This window comes from Candidatus Galacturonatibacter soehngenii, assembly GCF_008830185.1.
GTDB classification, from domain to species: Bacteria; Bacillota; Clostridia; order Lachnospirales; family Lachnospiraceae; genus Lachnotalea; species Lachnotalea soehngenii.
This window is the reverse complement of sequence record NZ_WAGX01000005.1, coordinates 1,118,528-1,137,456: the sequence shown is the minus strand read 5'-3', so window position 1 is coordinate 1,137,456 and position 18,929 is coordinate 1,118,528. Positions and strand designations below refer to the sequence as shown.

At 34.8% G+C, this 18,929-nt stretch carries 14 protein-coding genes, 1 pseudogene and 1 riboswitch; of the genes and pseudogenes, 13 read left to right on the top strand and 2 right to left on the bottom strand.

Annotated elements, in window-relative coordinates:
* Positions 1 to 42: 42 nt before the first annotated feature.
* The 3 genes from F7O84_RS12665 to F7O84_RS12655 all read left to right on the top strand — a co-directional run bounded on the left by F7O84_RS12665 (position 43) and on the right by F7O84_RS12655 (position 4,426).
* Entirely contained in the window at positions 43 to 1,644 is a 1,602-nt protein-coding gene (locus F7O84_RS12665) for an ABC transporter substrate-binding protein (RefSeq protein WP_151145754.1), read from the top strand.
* Between the two features lie 119 nt (positions 1,645 to 1,763).
* Positions 1,764 to 3,512: a glycoside hydrolase family 35 protein gene (locus tag F7O84_RS12660; RefSeq protein ID WP_151145752.1), complete on the top strand. Its 1,749-nt coding sequence runs from the start codon at positions 1,764 to 1,766 to the stop codon at positions 3,510 to 3,512.
* An 11-nt stretch (positions 3,513 to 3,523) separates the two neighbouring features.
* Positions 3,524 to 4,426 carry an AraC family transcriptional regulator gene (locus F7O84_RS12655; RefSeq protein ID WP_151145751.1) on the top strand — a complete coding sequence of 301 codons (903 nt, stop codon included), beginning with the start codon at positions 3,524 to 3,526 and terminating at the stop codon, positions 4,424 to 4,426.
* A gap of 15 nt (positions 4,427 to 4,441) precedes the next feature.
* On the opposite strand, the gene F7O84_RS12650 is transcribed toward F7O84_RS12655, so the two are convergent.
* Entirely contained in the window at positions 4,442 to 6,835 is a 2,394-nt protein-coding gene (locus tag F7O84_RS12650; protein ID WP_151145749.1) for a glycoside hydrolase family 2 TIM barrel-domain containing protein, read from the bottom strand.
* A gap of 274 nt (positions 6,836 to 7,109) precedes the next feature.
* Here F7O84_RS12650 and F7O84_RS12645 point away from each other — a divergent pair, with 274 nt between their 5' ends.
* The 9 genes and pseudogenes from F7O84_RS12645 (at position 7,110) to F7O84_RS12605 (ending at position 17,261) form a co-directional block, all read left to right on the top strand.
* Complete coding sequence (locus tag F7O84_RS12645; protein ID WP_243140886.1) at positions 7,110 to 8,396, top strand: DUF1576 domain-containing protein; 1,287 nt, start codon at positions 7,110 to 7,112, stop codon at positions 8,394 to 8,396.
* Entirely contained in the window at positions 8,386 to 8,730 is a 345-nt protein-coding gene (locus F7O84_RS12640; protein ID WP_151145746.1) for a hypothetical protein, read from the top strand. The genes F7O84_RS12645 and F7O84_RS12640 overlap by 11 nt, the downstream gene beginning before the upstream one ends.
* Before the next feature lie 313 nt (positions 8,731 to 9,043).
* Positions 9,044 to 10,654, top strand: a complete 1,611-nt coding sequence (locus F7O84_RS12635; RefSeq protein ID WP_151145744.1) for an IS1182 family transposase — start codon at positions 9,044 to 9,046, stop codon at positions 10,652 to 10,654.
* 402 nt (positions 10,655 to 11,056) lie between these two features.
* Entirely contained in the window at positions 11,057 to 12,409 is a 1,353-nt protein-coding gene (locus F7O84_RS12630) for a transposase (protein WP_151142126.1), read from the top strand.
* Positions 12,410 to 12,719: 310 nt separating this feature from the next.
* Positions 12,720 to 13,652 (top strand): NAD-dependent epimerase/dehydratase family protein, encoded by a 933-nt coding sequence (locus F7O84_RS12625; protein ID WP_151145742.1) that lies wholly within the window; start codon positions 12,720 to 12,722, stop codon positions 13,650 to 13,652.
* Between the two features lie 11 nt (positions 13,653 to 13,663).
* Positions 13,664 to 13,789: pseudogene (locus tag F7O84_RS12620) on the top strand (aminoglycoside 6-adenylyltransferase); the annotation flags it as partial.
* A 109-nt stretch (positions 13,790 to 13,898) separates the two neighbouring features.
* A riboswitch (cobalamin riboswitch) is annotated at positions 13,899 to 14,133 on the top strand.
* A gap of 38 nt (positions 14,134 to 14,171) precedes the next feature.
* Positions 14,172 to 15,185, top strand: a complete 1,014-nt coding sequence (locus F7O84_RS12615) for an ABC transporter substrate-binding protein (protein WP_151145740.1) — start codon at positions 14,172 to 14,174, stop codon at positions 15,183 to 15,185.
* A gap of 175 nt (positions 15,186 to 15,360) precedes the next feature.
* Positions 15,361 to 16,437, top strand: coding sequence for a FecCD family ABC transporter permease (locus F7O84_RS12610; protein ID WP_243140885.1), 1,077 nt, complete (start codon positions 15,361 to 15,363; stop codon positions 16,435 to 16,437).
* Positions 16,437 to 17,261, top strand: a complete 825-nt coding sequence (locus F7O84_RS12605) for an ABC transporter ATP-binding protein (RefSeq protein ID WP_151145738.1) — start codon at positions 16,437 to 16,439, stop codon at positions 17,259 to 17,261. The genes F7O84_RS12610 and F7O84_RS12605 overlap by 1 nt, the downstream gene beginning before the upstream one ends.
* A 129-nt stretch (positions 17,262 to 17,390) precedes the next feature.
* On the opposite strand, the gene F7O84_RS12600 is transcribed toward F7O84_RS12605, so the two are convergent.
* Positions 17,391 to 18,071, bottom strand: a complete 681-nt coding sequence (locus tag F7O84_RS12600; protein ID WP_151145735.1) for a hypothetical protein — start codon at positions 18,069 to 18,071, stop codon at positions 17,391 to 17,393.
* Between the two features lie 454 nt (positions 18,072 to 18,525).
* Between F7O84_RS12600 and F7O84_RS12595 the strand changes: the two genes are divergently transcribed.
* Positions 18,526 to 18,675, top strand: a complete 150-nt coding sequence (locus tag F7O84_RS12595) for a DEAD/DEAH box helicase (RefSeq protein ID WP_243140884.1) — start codon at positions 18,526 to 18,528, stop codon at positions 18,673 to 18,675.
* The last annotated feature ends 254 nt before the right edge of the window (positions 18,676 to 18,929 follow it).

Below are 18,929 nucleotides of genomic sequence, written 5' to 3'. Positions count from 1 at the left end.
TTAAGAATTCACATAAAAAAGGAAAGAGAGGGTATAGGTAATATGAAAAAGTTAGGGAAAAAGATTCTAGCAGCAGTTTTAACAGCAACCATGACATTAAGTCTTGCAGCTTGTGGTGGTTCAAAACAAACCAGCACAGATACAAATCCTTCTGCGGATTCTGCAACAAATAAGACAACAAACGATGGTGGATTAGACACATCCAAGCATGTTACAGTAAAATTTGTAGTATTAGGAAACCGTCCAACTAATGGTAGGTTAGAATCAATGCTAAAAGAACTAAATACAGTGTTAACAGAAAAAGTAAATGCTGAGTTAGATTTGCAATACGTGGAGTGGGCGGATTGGCAGACGCAGTATAATTTGCTCTTAGCAAGTGGAGATTCCTCAATTGATTTAATTACGACAGCGACTGACTGGTTGGATGCGTGGCCAAATATTAAAAAAGGTTCTTTTATGCCTTTGACTCATGATATGATTAAAACCTATGCACCTAATACGTATGCTTCTGTAACAAGTGAAGAATGGGAAAAGTGCAGCTATGACGGACAGATTTATCTCATTCCTGAAAATCACTATACCCAGTATACCAATCATGGTATTTTCTATCGAGGAGACTGGGCAAAGGAAGCAGGACTTAGTAATATCAATAACTTTTCAGACCTTGGAAAATACTTTCAATTTGTAAAAGATAACAAGAGTAATGTCATTCCATGGGATGTATCTGGCACAGCGGCAAATGGTAACGCATTAGCATCTGGTTATGTGCAGTCAACTACCAGTAATATCGTGATTGATGGAGTGCCAATTGGATTATCTTCTATTTATTATGGAGCCTCAAAAGATGATGCCTATACGGTTACTTCACCTTATATGGAGGGAACTTCTTTTGAAGATTTTGCAGTTTTGATGAAGGAATGGGCGGATGCAGGATACTGGAGAGAAGACGTATTAAATTATGACGGTGACACCAGAGAGTTATTTAAGGCAGGTGCTTCAGGCGCAGATCAACATCATACGCAGACTTATGTAACAGATGTAAGACCAAATATGGACATTAAGCAGCCTGGATCGGATACGCAAATGTTTTCTTTTTCAGAACCAAGTAAGAACCTAGTAAAAACAAGCATTACACATGGTTGTGTTGCAATCGGAGCTAGTTCAAAGAATGCAGAGCGTGCACTTATGGTGTATGATTTACTTCGTAATGATGAAGAATGCTATCGTTATATTAATTATGGAATTGAAGGTTCGGATTACATTATCAATGATAGCGGTGAATTAGACCGACCAGATGGATGGGATCAATCCATTGATGCACTAGAATCAAATTTCTGGTGTGGAAGAAATGATGAATTAGAATTGCCAAATGCAAGACACTATAAAGGTGCAGCAGATATTTATGCAGATTATGATACGTATGCCATTGATTACCCATATGGAAAGTTTGTATTTGATAACAGTAAGGTATCAACGCAGATTGCAGCAATGGCAGATGTATGTGCCAATTATATTCCAAGAATTGCATTTGGAAAAGTAGATGATCCAAAGGCAATGGTAGCTGAATTTAGAGAAAAGCTAAAAGCGGCTGGATATGATGAGGTTTTAAATGAAGTTCAGACCCAATTAAATGAATCAAAATAATGATAACGACTGAAACGTCTTACAAATGAAGGAAATAAGACTGTTGTAATGCCCTTGCAACAGTCTTAAATAATGTATAAGATAGTAAGGGTAATGATGGAAGTAGGAGGACTAGTTTAATGAATACACACACATTTGAAATAAGAGATGATTTTTATATGGATGGAGAGAAAATAAAAATTATTTCTGGAGGAATGCACTATTTTAGAATACCTTGGCAGTATTGGAGAGATCGATTAGAAAAATTAAAAGCACTCGGCTGCAATACCGTAGAAACATATGTTGCATGGAATGTTCATGAGCCAAAAGAAGGGCAGTTTTGTTTTGAGGGTATGTATGATATAAAGAAATTTATTGAATTGGCAGGAGAATTAGGGCTTTGGGTCATTGTAAGACCATCTCCTTTTATTTGTGCAGAATGGGAATTTGGAGGACTTCCAGCTTGGCTATTAAGTAAAGAATCCATACGCCTTCGAACAAATACAGAGCCGTTTCTTTCCTTGGTTGAGCGTTACTATCAAGAACTATTTCAAATACTAACACCATTACAGCTTCCTTATGGTGGGCCTATTATCATGATGCAAATTGAAAATGAATATGGCTATTATGGAAATGATGTAAATTATATGATAACGTTAAAGAGCAGTATGGAAAAAAATGGAGCCATTGTTCCTTTTGTTACTTCCGATGGTCCAACCAAGCAAACGCTTATGGATGGGGGAATCCCAGGAGTCTTACCAACTGGCAATTTTGGTTCAAGAACTAGAGAGCGATTTCAAATCATGAAAGAATGCATTGGTGATAAGCCGCTTATGTGTATGGAATTTTGGATTGGTTGGTTTGATGCTTGGGAATGTGGCAAGCATAATACTTCAGACTTAGAAGAAAATAAAAAAGATCTTACAGATATGTTAGAACTTGGACATGTAAATTTCTACATGTTTCATGGCGGAACTAATTTTGGTTTTATGAATGGGGCAAACTTTTATGATCGATTGGAGCCAGATGTTACTTCTTATGACTATGATGCTATCTTAACTGAAAATGGAGAGTTAACTAAGAAGTATTATGAATTTCAAAAAATAATTGGAACGTATACAACGCTTCCAAAGGTTAACTTTACCACTGATATTAAGAAATGTGCTTATGGGACATTAGCAATCAATAGAAAAGTTAGTTTATTCTCTGTCCTTGACGATATTAGCAAAGAGGTAGTAAGTCCTTGCACGCTTACCATGGAACAGCTTGGTCAAAATTATGGATATATTCTTTACCGAACCAAGTTACATCGAGGAACTCACATTAAAAAATGCAGGATTTTAGGAGCAGGAGATCGTGCTATTTTATTTGCTGAAGAACAACAGGTAGGAATACGTTATAATTTGGAGTTAGAACAAGAATATGATTTTGAGGTGCCAAAAGAAGAAGTTACCTTAGATATACTAATGGAGAATATGGGAAGGGTTAATTTTGGTCTTCGACTAGAGGAACAAGCAAAGGGGATTAAAAAGGGTGTCGCCTTTGATGGAATGCTACATTGCAATTGGAGCCATTATACACTACCGCTTGACAATGTAGATCAAATTGATTTTAACAAATCCTATAAGGTAGGTACACCGTCCTTTTATGAATTTGAATTAGACATAAAAGAGGCATGTGATACATTTCTTGCACTGAATGGTTGGGGCAAGGGTTGTGTATTTGTAAACGGTGAAAACATTGGTCGTTTTTGGGAAAGGGGACCACAAAAGCGTCTTTATATTCCAGCGCCATTTTTAAAGGTTGGAAGAAATCAAATTATTGTTTTTGAAACAGATGGTAAAATTGGGGAGAACATCTCCTTAGAAGCAGAACCTGACTTAGGGTGAAAGAGGTCACTATGTATTATTTTTTGAAATCAGCCATACTTCCTAAAATAAGCTTAGTAAACATTGCACACATAAAACCGCCCTATGTGCATAAGAAAAGAAGGGCAGATGAATATATTATGTATGTGATAAAATCGGGTGTCATGTATTTAAAAGAAGGTGATATGACATATGAACTAAAATCAGGCGATGTAATAACGCTTGATCCAGATTTCTATCATGAAGGATTAAAAGCTTCTGAATGCGAGTATTATTATATTCATTTTAGACATGAGGCAATGAGTAAAGAAGTAGAACTTGATAGGAAGGTGTCTAAGAAACGTTTGATACAAATGAGAAGTGATGCACTACAAAGTAACTCCTTTTCATATGAGATTTATGATGAGGAAAAGCTTGTACTTCCGAAATATTTTCATTATAGCAATCAAGCAAGCTTTATTAAGCTTATGTATGTTCTTAATGAAGCAATTGAAGAAAATAAAACTCATTTGGAGGGTTATAAGGTAACGTGTTCTTGCAAGGTTATGGAAGCCATGGTAACTATGGAGCGATATTTTGTATCTACCTGTATGGAGAACTTCGACCTTAGTAGTGCAAAGGCATATACCAAGGTCGAAGCTATTCTTAATTATATTAATGAAGACTATCCTAAAAGCTTATCTAGCCAAATACTAGAAGAGAGGTTCTCTTGCAATTTTGATTCTATGAACCGTAATTTTAAGAAAATAACAGGCAGTACGATTTTTTCTTATTTGAATAAGGTTCGAATGGAACATGCAAAAGAACTTCTATCCACCACGTCTCTTTCGGTCGGTGAAATAGGAGAACGGGTTGGATTTTTGGATATTTATTATTTTAGTAAAGTATTTAAAAAGCATACAGGTGTAGCTCCGACTCATTATATCAAAAGTTAGAGGAAAGCCTATTGATTAAAATGTAAAAAAGTTGGTTTTAAGATTCGCCCCTTCTACTTTAATTTTAGCAGGTAGGGTAGGATCTTTCTTTTTTAAGTAAATTAACATACGCCCTTCATATGCTCTTCTAGCAGGTTCACAATAAGCTGTAACATCAGCTAAATCCCCATTCTCAAGTCCTAAGAGTATTGCATTTTCTTCTAAGCCAATATGAAGCATAGAAGAATCTGTTACCACTCGATTCGAATTTTGGTCTTCAATTGTAACTTCAATCTGATGTAAATTCTCTTGATAGAAGTCCTCACATGTAAATTCCTTCAAATTTATTTTACATGGTGCATATGTTGTTTGCAAACATGTAGTTAAGGTTGTATCCAAAGAGGTTAAGTTTGCATCTTTATGCTTAGCAACTGCTTTTAGCAAACCTTCTTCAAAAGGTACGACAAAGGAGACATAACCAGTATCCTTTGAGGTTTCTTTGACTCCTAAGCTTTTTTCATTTAAGAATAATTCTGCACTGCCTAGATTGGTATAACAACGAACCTCAACTTCTTCACCTGGAATGTAATTCCATGATTCATAAACGGTTGTAAATTCATGATTATCCATCTCATACCTTGTTGTGGCTAGATAAATGCATGCATGATTTGCCCATAAGCTTTTTCGCCTATAATATGCAGGCTTTTCAAAACCAGCAAGTGTTAAAAGTCCAGCACTTGAGCCATGAATTGGCCATCCATATGCTTCGCCCAGATAATCAATACCAGTCCATAAAAATTGTCCTGCTATGTAATCATTTTTGGTGACAGCTAACCATTCCTGATATCCATGGCCATTTTCACTACCAAGTATTGGCTGATTAGAAAAAGATTTGTGATCCTCTTCGTATAAATGTTCCTTATAATTATACCCAATCACATCCAAATTCTCATAGAGTCCAAGCTGACTTGATAACTCTGGAAAAGCTGACGCAAGTGTTACGGGTCTTGAAGTATCCTCGTTTTTTACGATTTCAATCAAGCGATTTGCAATTGAAACGAAGCGTGTGGCATTTGGTTTATTTGGATTATACTCACGTTCCGCTGCTGGTTTATTTTTATCGTTGTTACCAGTCATACTCTGAAAGAGTGGGTGGCAATAAGGGTCATTTGGATAATCAATTTCATTTCCAATGCTCCACATAATGATACTTGGATGATTGCGATCTCTTCGAATCAAAGCGACTAGATCTTTTTCATGCCATTCTGGGAATACTTCATAATACCCTTGGTGTTTTGGCGGATAAACATTATGTCCAGTGGACCACTTATTCTTAGCGCCTTCCCATTCATCAAAGGCTTCATCCATTACGAAAAATCCGAGTGAATCACACAAGTCATAGAGTTCTGGCATATGTGGATTGTGACTCGTACGAATGGCGTTACAACCCATTTCTTTTAACTTTAATAACCTTCTAACCCATACAAGAGGGGTTACGGCAGCACCAAGACAACCCGCATCATGATGTAGGCATACGCCCTTTAATTTTTGTGAGACATTGTTTAGAGTAAAGCCAGTATCAGGGTGAAAAGCAAAGCTTCGTATCCCGACTTTCATTGTGTTTGCCAAATACCAAGACGTATTGTCTTTTGTTTCAACATCTTCATATTTGATATAGGTTTCTAAGGTATATAGATATGGCTGTTTGGTAGACCAAAGAATAGGATTGGTTAAGATACCCAATTGTTTCGACTCACACGTGGTATTCTTTTCCAAAGTACACGTAGAAGAAAGTGTTAGTATCTCATTAGATTCCTTGTCTTTTAATACGTTTTTTATTGTTACATTCTTTTGGCTGTTAGAAGAATTTGCAATTTCATTTGTAATTAGAATTTCAGCTTCTTCCTTTGATACTTTAGGGGTCTGAAAGAAAATGCCGTCCGCAACGGGATGTATTTCATCTTCAATTAGTAAGGTGACTTTTCTTGTGATACCAGAACCAGTAAACCATCTAGAATCTGAGATATCCGTATGGCTTACCTTGACACAGATTAAGTTTTCTTCATCGCCAAAGCATACATCATTCGTAATATCATGGTGAAAGGTAGTGTAACCATATGGCCAGCTTCCTTTGTAATAGCTATTGCACCATACTTGACTATTCTTATATACACCATCAAACACAATGCTGATATGTTTGCCGCGGTATTTTTCATCTAAAAAGAAAGAACATCGATACCACCCGATTCCTCCTGCTACATACCCAGTACCACTTGAATGATTTGTGGAAAAAGGTTGCTTTATCGACCAGTCATGTGGAATCTCTACCTTCTCCCAATCTACGTCTTGATAGGTCTTGCTAAAGCTTTCAGGAATATCGCCAAGATGAAAGCGCCAATTTTTTGTTAGATATATTTGTTGTTTATCCATAGAATCCTCCTTAATGAAATAAAATTAAAACTATCTTTAAGTATAGCTTTCTACTTCATTAATGCAATGGAATTGAGTGATTGTATTTGTATTTTAGCGACTATTGTTGCGTGAATTATATTTTGCTACAAAAAGGTGTCCAAAGTATCATACATTTGTTACAAATTGATACAAAAAAATGAAATTAAAAGTTTACACAGAAAAAAAATTAATGTAAAATTTAAATAATAAGTAAATAATAAAATGCAAAATTCTTAACTATAGGAGGACTCTATTGAATTACAGAATTATTGAAGAAAAAAATCTGGGGCGCATGGAGCTTTTATCACTTTTATTTGCCACCCCTCTTTTATTTTTTATCGCTGGAATTGGTTTTGCCATTTCACGTGCAAGATATTTTGATATCATAGAAGGTATGAAAAATATTATTACTTCACCCACTATTTTATTTACTGATTTTATTAAGGTAGGTGGAATCGAAGCTGCTTTTATAAATGTTGCTTTGATTGGGTTTTTCAATGTTTATTTACTGTATATCTATCGATTAAAAATTAATGGTGTTTTAATCGCAGCATTTTTTACCGTAATTGGTTTCTCGTTTTTTGGAAAAAATGTATATAATATTTTACCAATCTATCTGGGAGGATATATATACACCAAATATCAAAAGATTTCATTTAAAGATGTAATTGTAGTAATCATGTTTGGGACAGCGCTTGCCCCAATGATTAGTGAAATTAGTTTTTCGGGATTCTTACCTTGGCCGATTGCAGTTTTTGTGGCTGTTCTTACAGGTATTTTTGTAGGGTTTGTAATCTTACCCTTATCATCTCATATGTTAAAATTCCATGATGGTTATAATTTATACAATATTGGTTTTACTTCTGGTATAATAGGTATGATATTTACCAGTCTACTGAGAAATTTAGGAATAGCAGTAGGACCTGCCAATACGGTATCAAATGAAAATAATATCATTATAATTGTAGTGCTGCTTCTTATCTTTATAGGTTTTTTGATAACAGGATTTATATTAAATCCTAGAACCTTAAAGGATTATTTTGGTATCTTTGAATATAAGGGCAAACTAATTACTGATTTTACGCACAAAGTAGGGTATGGAATCACATTTTTTAATATGGCTATTATGGGTATATTCAGTATGGCATACGTTTTACTGATTGGTGGTACGTTAAATGGACCAACTTTGGCTGGTGTGTTTACAATTGTTGGCTTTTCTGCACTTGGTAAACATATAAAAAACTGCTTGCCAGTTGTGCTTGGAACCATTGTTACAGCTTTGTTGTTTCAGTTTGAACTTTCTAGTACGAATATCATTATAGCTGTTTTATTTTCTACAACACTTGCTCCAATTGCAGGTACATATGGACCGATGGCAGGATTTATATCTGGTATATTACATTTGATTTTAGTTACCAATGTAGGTGTGGTACATGGTGGAATTAACCTGTATAACAATGGATTTTCAGGTGGAATCGTTGCAAGTGTTATGATTCCAGTAATTGATGCTTTTAAGAAGGAGAATAATCATGCAGCATGAATCAAAAAAAATTGCACTTATTGTGAATGAACTGGTTACAATGCTTTTGCTCAACGGGAATGGAAACATTGAAGTGGATATTAAGCGAAGTGACGAAGCGACAGAAATTGCTATCATACAGCGCAAATGCAGTTATGATGAGGATTTCATTCAGATGCTACGCTATAGTTTAAATGTTCACCGTCAGGCAGAGGTGGAAGGCTATTATTGGCAATTGGTGGGAGATGATGATGATTGTGATGAGTTATCTTTGGTTGGGACAATGATTGATCAGGCGATTGTTGAACTAAAGGATCAGGATTTATGGATTGATATTATTAGAAAAAAAGAATAATGGAGTATGCTTGAAGAGTATGTAGGGGTTTGGGTAATGAGTGGCTAACGGTTAGTACAAACACTCAATCACTATGAGTTGGGCTATATACTCATTTTGGTTCGAATATTACCAATATTGGGAATTTAAGAATTGTATTTACGAGTAATAAGCCAGTGTCACTTAGAGGATCTATACATCATTTTATACAATAAAGTATTAAGGGGCTGTTGCAAAACTAACTAATTAGGTTAGTTTTCAACAGCCTCCTTTTTATGCCATTAGGTGAAAAATGCAGGTTCCGAAGAACCTGCATTAATAGTATAATTATGTTATGACAAGTAACGTAATTAACTATAAAGATTATACCGAATTTAATGATTCTTATCAATTAGTTTTACCATTAAATTTGGAAAGTCTTATACCAGAAGATGACTCTGTCCGACTGCATAGCCACGTTATGGAGGGATTGGATTACACGAAGTTGTATCAGGCTTATGCTTCTACAGGAAGAAAACCAGCAGTGGAACCGCAGATCATGTGCAAGGTAGTGACTTATGCTTATTCGCAAAACATTTATTCTAGCAGGAAAATAGAAAAAGCCTGCCTTCGTGACATCAACTTTCGGTGGCTACTTGCTGGTACTCAAGCGCCAGACCACTGTGCGATAAGCCGTTTTCGGCAGTTTTATCTAACGGACGAGGTGATGGATGACATTTTCTACCAACAGGTAAGATATCTTGCAGAAGTGGAAGAAATCCAGTATAAAAATTTATTTATTGACGGAACAAAAATAGAGGCGAATGCAAACCGCTATACTTTTGTCTGGAAAAAAGTAATCAAGAAAAACGAAGAAAAGATGTATCCAAAAATCCAGGCTCTTATAGCAGAAATCAACCAATCAGAAATCAAAGATTTTTTCGTATCACGCGACACTTTACCGGAAGATATGAATCAGGTGTCCAAGTGGCTGGATGAAGAGAAGACAAAACGAAAAATTACATTTGTACATGGTATAGGAAAACGGAAAAGTTCCATTCAAAAATGGACAGAACAGCTGACAGAGTTTAAAGAACGAAAAGAAAAGTATGATTATGGAAATACCCAGATGGTTGGGCGAAACAGCTATTCCAAAACGGATCCGGATGCCACTTTCATGCATATGAAGGACGATCACATGCGTAATTCCCAGCTTAAACCAGCATATAATGTACAGATTGGAGTGGAGAGCGAATACGTGGTGGGAGTTGGTATCTTCCAAGATAGAAATGACATAGCAACCCTAATCCCTATGCTGGAGACCATGTCTAAAAAACTGGGCAGAAAATATACAAATGTGATAGCTGATTCTGGATATGAAAGTGAAGAGAATTATCTATATTTGGAAGAGAATCAGCAGACACCCTATATCAAGCCCCAGACTTATGAAAAATGGAAAAAGAAAAGCTTCAAAAAGGATATCAGCAAGCGGGAAAATATGTCTTACAATCAGGAGACCGATAGTTATACCTGCCACAATGGGAAAATGTTAAGACCAAAGGGCATCGTACACCGCAAGTCGGCTACTGGATATATTTCGGAAGTGACAGTGTATGAATGCGAGAGTTGTGAGGGTTGTCAATGGAAAGAAAAATGTACGAAAGCGAAAGGGAATCGCAAGATGCAGGTTTCTAAAACCTTCATAGAAAAGCGTGAAATATCCTATCGTAACATAAGTATAGAAGAAGGGGCAAGACTTCGTATGAACCGTTCCATTCAGGTTGAAGGTGCATTTGGGGTGCTAAAAAGTGACTATGAATTTCAAAGATTTTTAACACGTGGCAAAAACCGAGTAAAAACTGAATTTATGTTACTGTGTTTTGGCTATAACATTAACAAACTTCATGCCAAGATACAAAATGACAGGTTAAAATCCTATCTGCACAGTTTGAAAAGACCAGCATAAAAGAGAGAAAGATTATACCTTATTAAAGTGCGCATAAAAACAAAATGAGATTCTATTCACTTCCATAAAATAGAAAAAAAACAAGGTTGCTGCTCAATGACTAAAAATCAGTCATTTTGCAACAGCCCCTATTCCTGTCAATATCGAAAGGATATGAGTGCACTTTTTACTGTCATTTTCCATTTTGATAGCATTTTTTGCATCACTTAAAATTAATATATTTAAAAATGTAATCATATAGGTGAATATTAGTTTTATGTTAAATTTATCTGCAAATAAATAATCTTGCGGATCAGCTTTGAGGAATAAAAATTTTTCGCAATAAAATATTTAAATTTCATGCAGGGTGACCACCTGTGCGGTAAAATATAAGCAAGAAACTTTTCGCACAGGAGGATACAGATGACAAAAAAGGAAAAACGTAAGCGTAAAAAACAGGACCGTGGAATTGTTGATTTTATGATGGTTGCTAATCATTTTTTTCATGCATTGAAAGAATGGATTTTGGAAATGGATGATCCAAGGAACCCGAGTTATACCACATATACACAAACGGATCTAACTTATATGGCAATTCTGAAAAATGTATGTGGACAGCACTCAATGAGGGAAATGGAAGAAAACTTTAATAAGGAAACATGTATTGCTACTTTACGTCTTATGTCAGGAAATCAGAACCTAGAGGAAATGCCTCACTATGATACCTTGAATTATTATCTCGAAAAACTTTCGCCAGATTGCCTGTCAGGCTTGAGGAAAAAGATGGTTACAAGTCTAATCCGTGGGAAACAGTTCAACAGAGGACGTATGCTAGGAAAATACTGGCGTATTATTCTGGATGGAACGGGTTTGTTCTATTTCAAAGAGAAGCATTGTGATAACTGTCTTTGCGTGACAAGGAAGACGGACGATGGAAAGGCAATGAAGTTGTACTATCATAAAGTGTTGGAAGCAAAAATTGTATTGAATGATAATGTAGTTATAAGCCTAGGTACGGAATTCATAGAAAATGAAAAAGAAGATATAAGCAAGCAAGATTGTGAAATAAACGCAGCAAAACGTCTGCTAAAGAAAATAAAGAAAGACTACAAAAGACTGCCGATTTGTGTACAGGGGGATGCTTTGTATGCAACAGAACCATTCATGAATCTTTGCCGAAAAAAATATCATTGGGAGTATCTTTTTACACAGAAAAATACCAGACAAAAGAAACTGGGTGAGGGATTTGAATGGATCAAAAGCGGCGAAGATACAACGCGAAAGAAAGGGCTCTGTAAAGAAAAAGGAACGGCCTATTATGCAAACCATGTGGAAGAACTTGCTGAAAAAGAAGAGGTCATGAATGTATTAGAGTATGAATATGAGACGAAAGATAAAGAAGGGAAAAAGCAGATAATTCGTTTTCAATGGATAAGTAGTCTAGAAGTAACCAATCGAAATCTGGAAGAAATAATACTTGCAGGAAGAGGTCGTTGGAAAATAGAAAATGAAGGATTTAATAATCAGAAGAATGGAATTTATCGCATCGAACATCTTAACAGTAAAAACAGTAATGCGATGAAGAACCATTACCTGCTGACACAGATATCGGATATTCTGATGCAACTCTATCTTGCGTGGAATCCGTATATAAAGGAACTAAAACAGAGCATAAAAAATACATCTTCAGGCCTACTGGAAAGTTTTCGAGGACTAACAGTAACACAAGAAGATGTATCTTACATAAACAGATACACAACTGTGTATCTCGAATAACAAGCTAATTGTAGCACAGGTGGTGATTGAATGAAAGATGAAATAACAGAATATTTATCCACAAGCTTTAAAAATTGGTTAAGTAGCGCAGTAGGATGTGCATAACAATAAGAAACAAATGAAAAAAAGTGGATAATTAGCAAAAATAGAAAATACTATTTTTGAAATGGAATAAATAAAATTTATTCTTCACCGCTGCTTGCGGATAAATTGTTTTGACAATATAAAATGTTTAGATATAATAATTGTTATGAGTTAATCCTTTAACCAGCACTAAATATAAGTAATTATACATTTATTGGAGGAAAAAATGAATATACTATTAATGGGAGGAACGCAATTTGTTAGCAAAGAGTTAGCAAAATATATGATAGATAAAGGATATAAGGTGTCTATCTTTACGAGAAATCAGTCTAATTTAGATTACGAAGGTATAGAGGAGCATTTTATAGGTAATCGTAAAAATGCTACTGACTTAGAAAGTTTAAGAAATAAAAAGTTTGACGTTATATATGATATTTCCGCCTATACAAAAGAAGATGTCGAGCTGTTATATCAAGTACTAGATAAACAATCATTAAAAAAATATATTTTATGTAGTTCGGGTGCAGTATATTTACCATCAGTTGAATATTTAAATGAAAAATCCGAATGTGGCTATAATGAGAATTGGGGTGAATATGGAACAGATAAATTATCTGCCGAGACTTTTTTACAGGAAAAAAGTATTTCCGATAAGGTATCTGTTTCAATTGTAAGACCTTCATATATTTATGGTGCTGGTAATAATTTATATAGGGAGAGTTATTTCTTTGAAAAGATAGAAAAAGGCGAGATAATCCCAATTCCAGATAGTAGTAGTCAGATACAGTTTGTTTATATATCTGATTTATTGAAGATTTTTGATAAGTTACTATATATGCAGGCAGGAGGAATATACAATGTAACAAACCCTGAAGTAACTAATTGGGAAAAGTTAGTAAGATGTGCAGCTCTTGCTGTTGGCAGACATGCAAGAATTAAGAAAGTTCACTACCAAGGAAAATTAAAAGCTCGAGAATTTTTCCCATTTAGAGATTGCACATATCTGCTAGATGTCATAAATTTGGAAAAGGATAACTTACCTATCCCTAACATTGGATTAGAGGATGGAATGAAATTATCCTATGACTGGTATAAAAATCATTCTAATATTGATGTCGATAAAAAAATGAATAAAATAGAGGATGCAATAAATTTGTAATGGTGAAACAATCGTGGAAAGTTGGAATAGAAACAGGATTTACACTCAGTGTTGGTAAGAGTTATAAGTTTCTTAATAAGTATATATCCAAAGATTTATGGAATAGGTTGTTGTCTACATATCGTATGGATTCTTATTATTAAGGTGATAAAATTAAAATGTTTTAAGAGTGTATCCCGTGAGAACGTTCATACACGAATAGCCATTTTCAGCCTTGTATTATAATAATAAAACATATATAATATGGAAGTGTTACAATTATATGGTGCTTTTTAAAGTTAAAAGGGAATGTGGTTTAAGTCCACAACAGCCCCCGCTACTGTAATTGGTTTGAAAGCTGTACGTAATAGTCATTGGAGATATGATAGAATGCTCATCTATTGCCGTGAAAACTAGGTTGAGTAAGATACATTAATCTGAGAAGACTGCAGTTAGTAAGTTAACCATAAGTCAGGAAACCTGCCATATATAACTGAACCGTTCATCTTCGGAGGGAAGAGAGAGCAGAAGGAGATTTTAATGAATAATATACGTAAAATAATGGTAGTATTATGCTGTTTGGGCTTAATATGTGCTCTTTCGGCATGCAGTACAAAGAAAAACAGTTTAGAGGATACAAATGTCGATTCGGCAACGGCATCAGTAACAACGGAAAAAACGAAAGAAACGACAGATTTCCAATCTGCTACAGAAGCGTCGGAATCATTCGCAAAGGTAACCAAATATCCGATAACAATTACCGACTCACAAGGGAGTGAGGTGACCTTTGACTCAGAACCTATGAAGGTTGTTTCCATGGCACCTAATATTACGGAAATGATGTATCAGCTTGGCTTAGAAAGTAAGCTCGTTGGACGTACAGATTATTGCGATTACCCCAAACAGGTAAGTAGTATAGAATCGGTGGGCACCTTACGTGAGCCTGATATTGAGAAGATAATTAGTTTAGAACCAGATGTTGTAATTGCCTCCACACATTTTAGTGAAGAAGCAAATAAAAAATTAGTTGATTTAGGTGTAAAGGTTGTCGTTCTTTATGATGAATTTGAAATAGAGGGCGTATATTCAATTATTACATCAATGGGTACCATTTTAAATGCAAATGAAACAGCTGCAGCAGTTGTTCATGATATGAATAAAACAATAACAGAGGTAAAATCTCGGATAGAAGGATTACATAAACCAAGTGTATATTATGTGGTAGGTTATGGTGAATATGGTGATTATACAGCAGGAGGAGACACTTTCATCGGTCAGATGCTTTCACTTGCTGGTGGTAACAATATCGCACAGGATATATCTGGATGGTCATATACATTAGAAGCTTTAGTAGAAGCAGACCCTGATATCATAATAATTCCTATAGATTTAAAGGCTGACTTTGAGGCAGCAGAAAATTATAAAGACTTATCGGCTGTAAAAAATGATCACGTATACGGAATAAATAAAGATTTAGTGGAACGTCAAGGGTATCGAAATGCGGAAGGGTTAAGAGCCTTAGCAGAAATAATACATCCAGAGGCGTTTCAGTAGTTATATCAGGCTTTGAACAGGATAGGCGGCAAATATCTTGTTCTGGGCCTATTTGTTTTACCCCAATTTGGATTTATATTGAGTTTGCTTGATAGGATAAGAAGGAACATACTTGTTCAAAAAATAAATAGATGAATAAATTAAAAATAGAGAGCTTTAAGGACAAAAAAACGGTATGAATACAAGAAAAATAATAAATTTAGGAAAATATGTAAATAGTAAAGATATGTGGTATAAGCTAATTCTAATCATAATTTTGTTTATGTGCATTGTCATCTCGGCTTCTTTAGGTTCTGCTGATTTGTCTGTAAGCGACAGCTTGAAGATAATCTTTTCTCGGATTCCGTACTTTGGAAAGCGTATTGATTTATCAGAAATTGCAGAAGTCTATCTTAGAATTGTATGGCAGATTCGAATGCCAAGAATTTTACTGGCTGGTTTGGTAGGATGTGGTTTATCTGTGGTTGGTGCTGCATTTCAGGGGCTATTTCGCAATCCATTAGCAGACCCACATATTTTAGGTGTTTCTTCAGGTGCAGCACTTGGGGCGACACTTGCTATGTTAAGTGGCATCGGGCTTCATTTCTTTGGTCTTGGAGTGATTGGAACATTTGCATTTTTTGGTGCCCTTTTAACAGCTTTTATTGTGTATCAGATATCCTGCGTAGGGAGTAAATTGCCTGTGGTAAATATATTATTGACAGGTACTGCCATTAGCACGATGCTTTCTTCTGTAATATCTTTATTAATGACGTTTCACCACGATAAAATAGAAAAAGTATTTTTGTGGACGATGGGTACCTTCTCAGCAGCAACTTGGGACAGGGTATTATTCCTTTTTATTTTCACTGTAACTTGCTGTGGTGTGTTGATCCTATTTTCAACTGAATTGGATGTAATAACGACAGGAAATGATACAGCAGAAAGTTTAGGTATTAATACAGTTAGAATTAAAAAAATCATTATGATTGTAGCATCTTTGCAAGTCGCAGCATGTGTATCGGTTAGTGGAATAATTGGATTTGTGGGGTTGGTAATTCCACATTGTATTCGCATGATTAGCGGACCAAGGCATAAAGGATTGCTGCCTTTGTCTTGTATAGGCGGTGCAATCTTTATGATTATTTGCGATACCATTGCTCGCAACGCAGCGGCACCATCTGAGATACCTGTTGGAGTCATTACGGCGATGTTAGGTACCCCATATTTTATCTATTTATTGCAACGCAATAAGAAAGGGGGATTGTCATAATGAAGAAAGAAATAAAACAGGCAAAAGAGCCAGGGATTTTAGTTGATTCACTCTCCTGGTACCCTAAGAAGGATAAAAACCCAATTCTTGATAAGTTAAATTGTTTATTTGAAAAAGGATATATTTATGGTATCATCGGACCGAATGGTTCAGGTAAAACATCTTTTATGAAAAATATTCTTAGGTTCATCGAACCAGAAGAAGGTAAGATTGTATTGGATGAGATTAACCTGATGAATTACAAACGGAAGGACTTAGCAAAGAAAATTGCATTGGTGCCACAAAACATACGGATTGAAAGTTCTTTTTTAGTAAAAGATATCGTAATGATGGGAAGAATACCATATCAAAAGCGATTTGCCGATGCAAGCGAAATAGATAGAGAGAAAGTAAAAAAAGCAATGTTATTAACAGATTGCTATGAATTGCGGGATAAAAGCGTTACAACCTTGAGTGGCGGGGAAGCACAGCGTATTGTAACAGCCAGAGCAATAGCCCAAGATACACAATGTTTGGTTCTGGATGAACCGACCTCTAGTTTGGATGTAAAGCATCAGATAGAACTTATGCAAGCCCTTGTAAAATTGAATGAAAAGAAAGAAAAAACGATTATCGCAGTACTTCATGACATTAATATGGCAGCGCAATATTGTAATCGGATTATCATGATGAAGAATGGACGTATCCACAGCAATGGTAAGACAGAAGAGGTTCTTACAAGAGAAAACTTAATTGATGTCTATGATGTCGATTTTGACATATTAGAAAATCCGCGAACAGGAAAGAAATACTATGTTCCATTTTCAAAGGATAAGAAAGTATGAAAATTGCCATTCCTTAATTAAAATTGCCCCTTTTGTTAGACAATAAATTAAACGAAAGTTTGCCTGATTTAATTTTTGTCTAGCTAGGGGCAAACTAGATTACTCCTAGGGAGCAGTTTTTGTTTCCTATTATTTTAAATTAGCAGAATTGCTTGTGTTAATGAGTTCTCCAGAATCTGCATTTATGAAATTAACTGTTATGTTATCAGTTTTAGTTCCGTTAAACATGTTATACATGCCACCATACATAAAGAATGCTATAACGGAAAAAGACTCACTCATTGATAGCTCGGTAGAAGTCGTAGTAATATTAAATTCGGTATAATCATCGTTTATTTCAATCGAAGATATATTGGGATAATCAGTTGAACCGACCATTTCATTAATTTCAGATGTTAATTGTGTTTTTAATTCTTCCATATATTTATTATGTGTATCCTTTGTCATTACATAAGTTGCGCTTCCATCCGCATTTAATGTTGCCGATATAAATCCACTTTCCAGACTTGAAGTGTCTAAATCTTCTTGAGAAGTACCCTCCATATATTCTGCTGGTATTACGATTTCAATAGTTAATAATCTTTTATCAACTTCAACCTCTCCTATTGTTTCAATTGTGTCATCGATTTCAGAATTCATTTCAGCCTCTGTTCTAGATTCGGTGTCTGATTCGGTTTCAGATTTGGTTTCAGTTTTTTTGCTATTTGTTGTTTGAGTATTTACTTCGGTTTCAGATGTTGATGTGTCTTTTGTAGAGCAACTAGTGAACACTATACATACAATTAGTACTAATACTATAACTTTTTTCATAAAATTTCCCCTCTTCTTTTGTTTTTATTATAAGATAATTCATTTATTCACATAAACCTAAAATCCTGATAAATCTGAATTATCCATCAATAACAATAGCACATTTATTCCCTTAAAACTACATTATATTTATTGATGAGTATTTATTTTGAAAGGGATGTTGATAACTTCCGCAATTATTATAATAGCTTAATTATGGATAATTATGTGCTTTTTGTCAATACAAAGACTAGGAGAGCCCATTAAATATATTGCCTTAATTTGCAAATGTTTGTAGTTTACGCAATCAGTACAAGATATTTAAATTATTTATCAATATGTAGATGTATGTTTAACTTATATCTACATTTTGATATAATTATATTATGGAAATAAAATATATAAGTACAATGACAACAGTTTCACTAGTAAACTACCATTTTGTGTTTTGTCCTAGATACAAAAGCGAAAGAAATTGACCGATAAGCCATTGGATAAATTTACAAAACTAAAATGTTGTGTTGTATACGGAGGCTTATCGCAAAAACAACAAGAAGAAAATTTAAAACGTAAGGTAGATATATTAGTTGCCACACCAGGCAGATTAGCTGCCTTAATGGATTAAAAAATTGGTAAGAAATTAATAGAGATAAATGATCATCCATTTCCATTAAAAAATAACTTTCCAAGAATAAAGGTTGTACAGCCAAGAAAAGAGAAAACAAAAACAGAGAAATCTCAAGAAAAACGAAAGAATACATCATCAAAGACAGCTATATCAGTAAAAAAAGAGCCTGCAAAGAAGACTTTACAAGAAAAGAAAAAATATCGTATGACAGCAGATGGAACATTAAAAGAGAAAGGGAATTTTAATAAAGT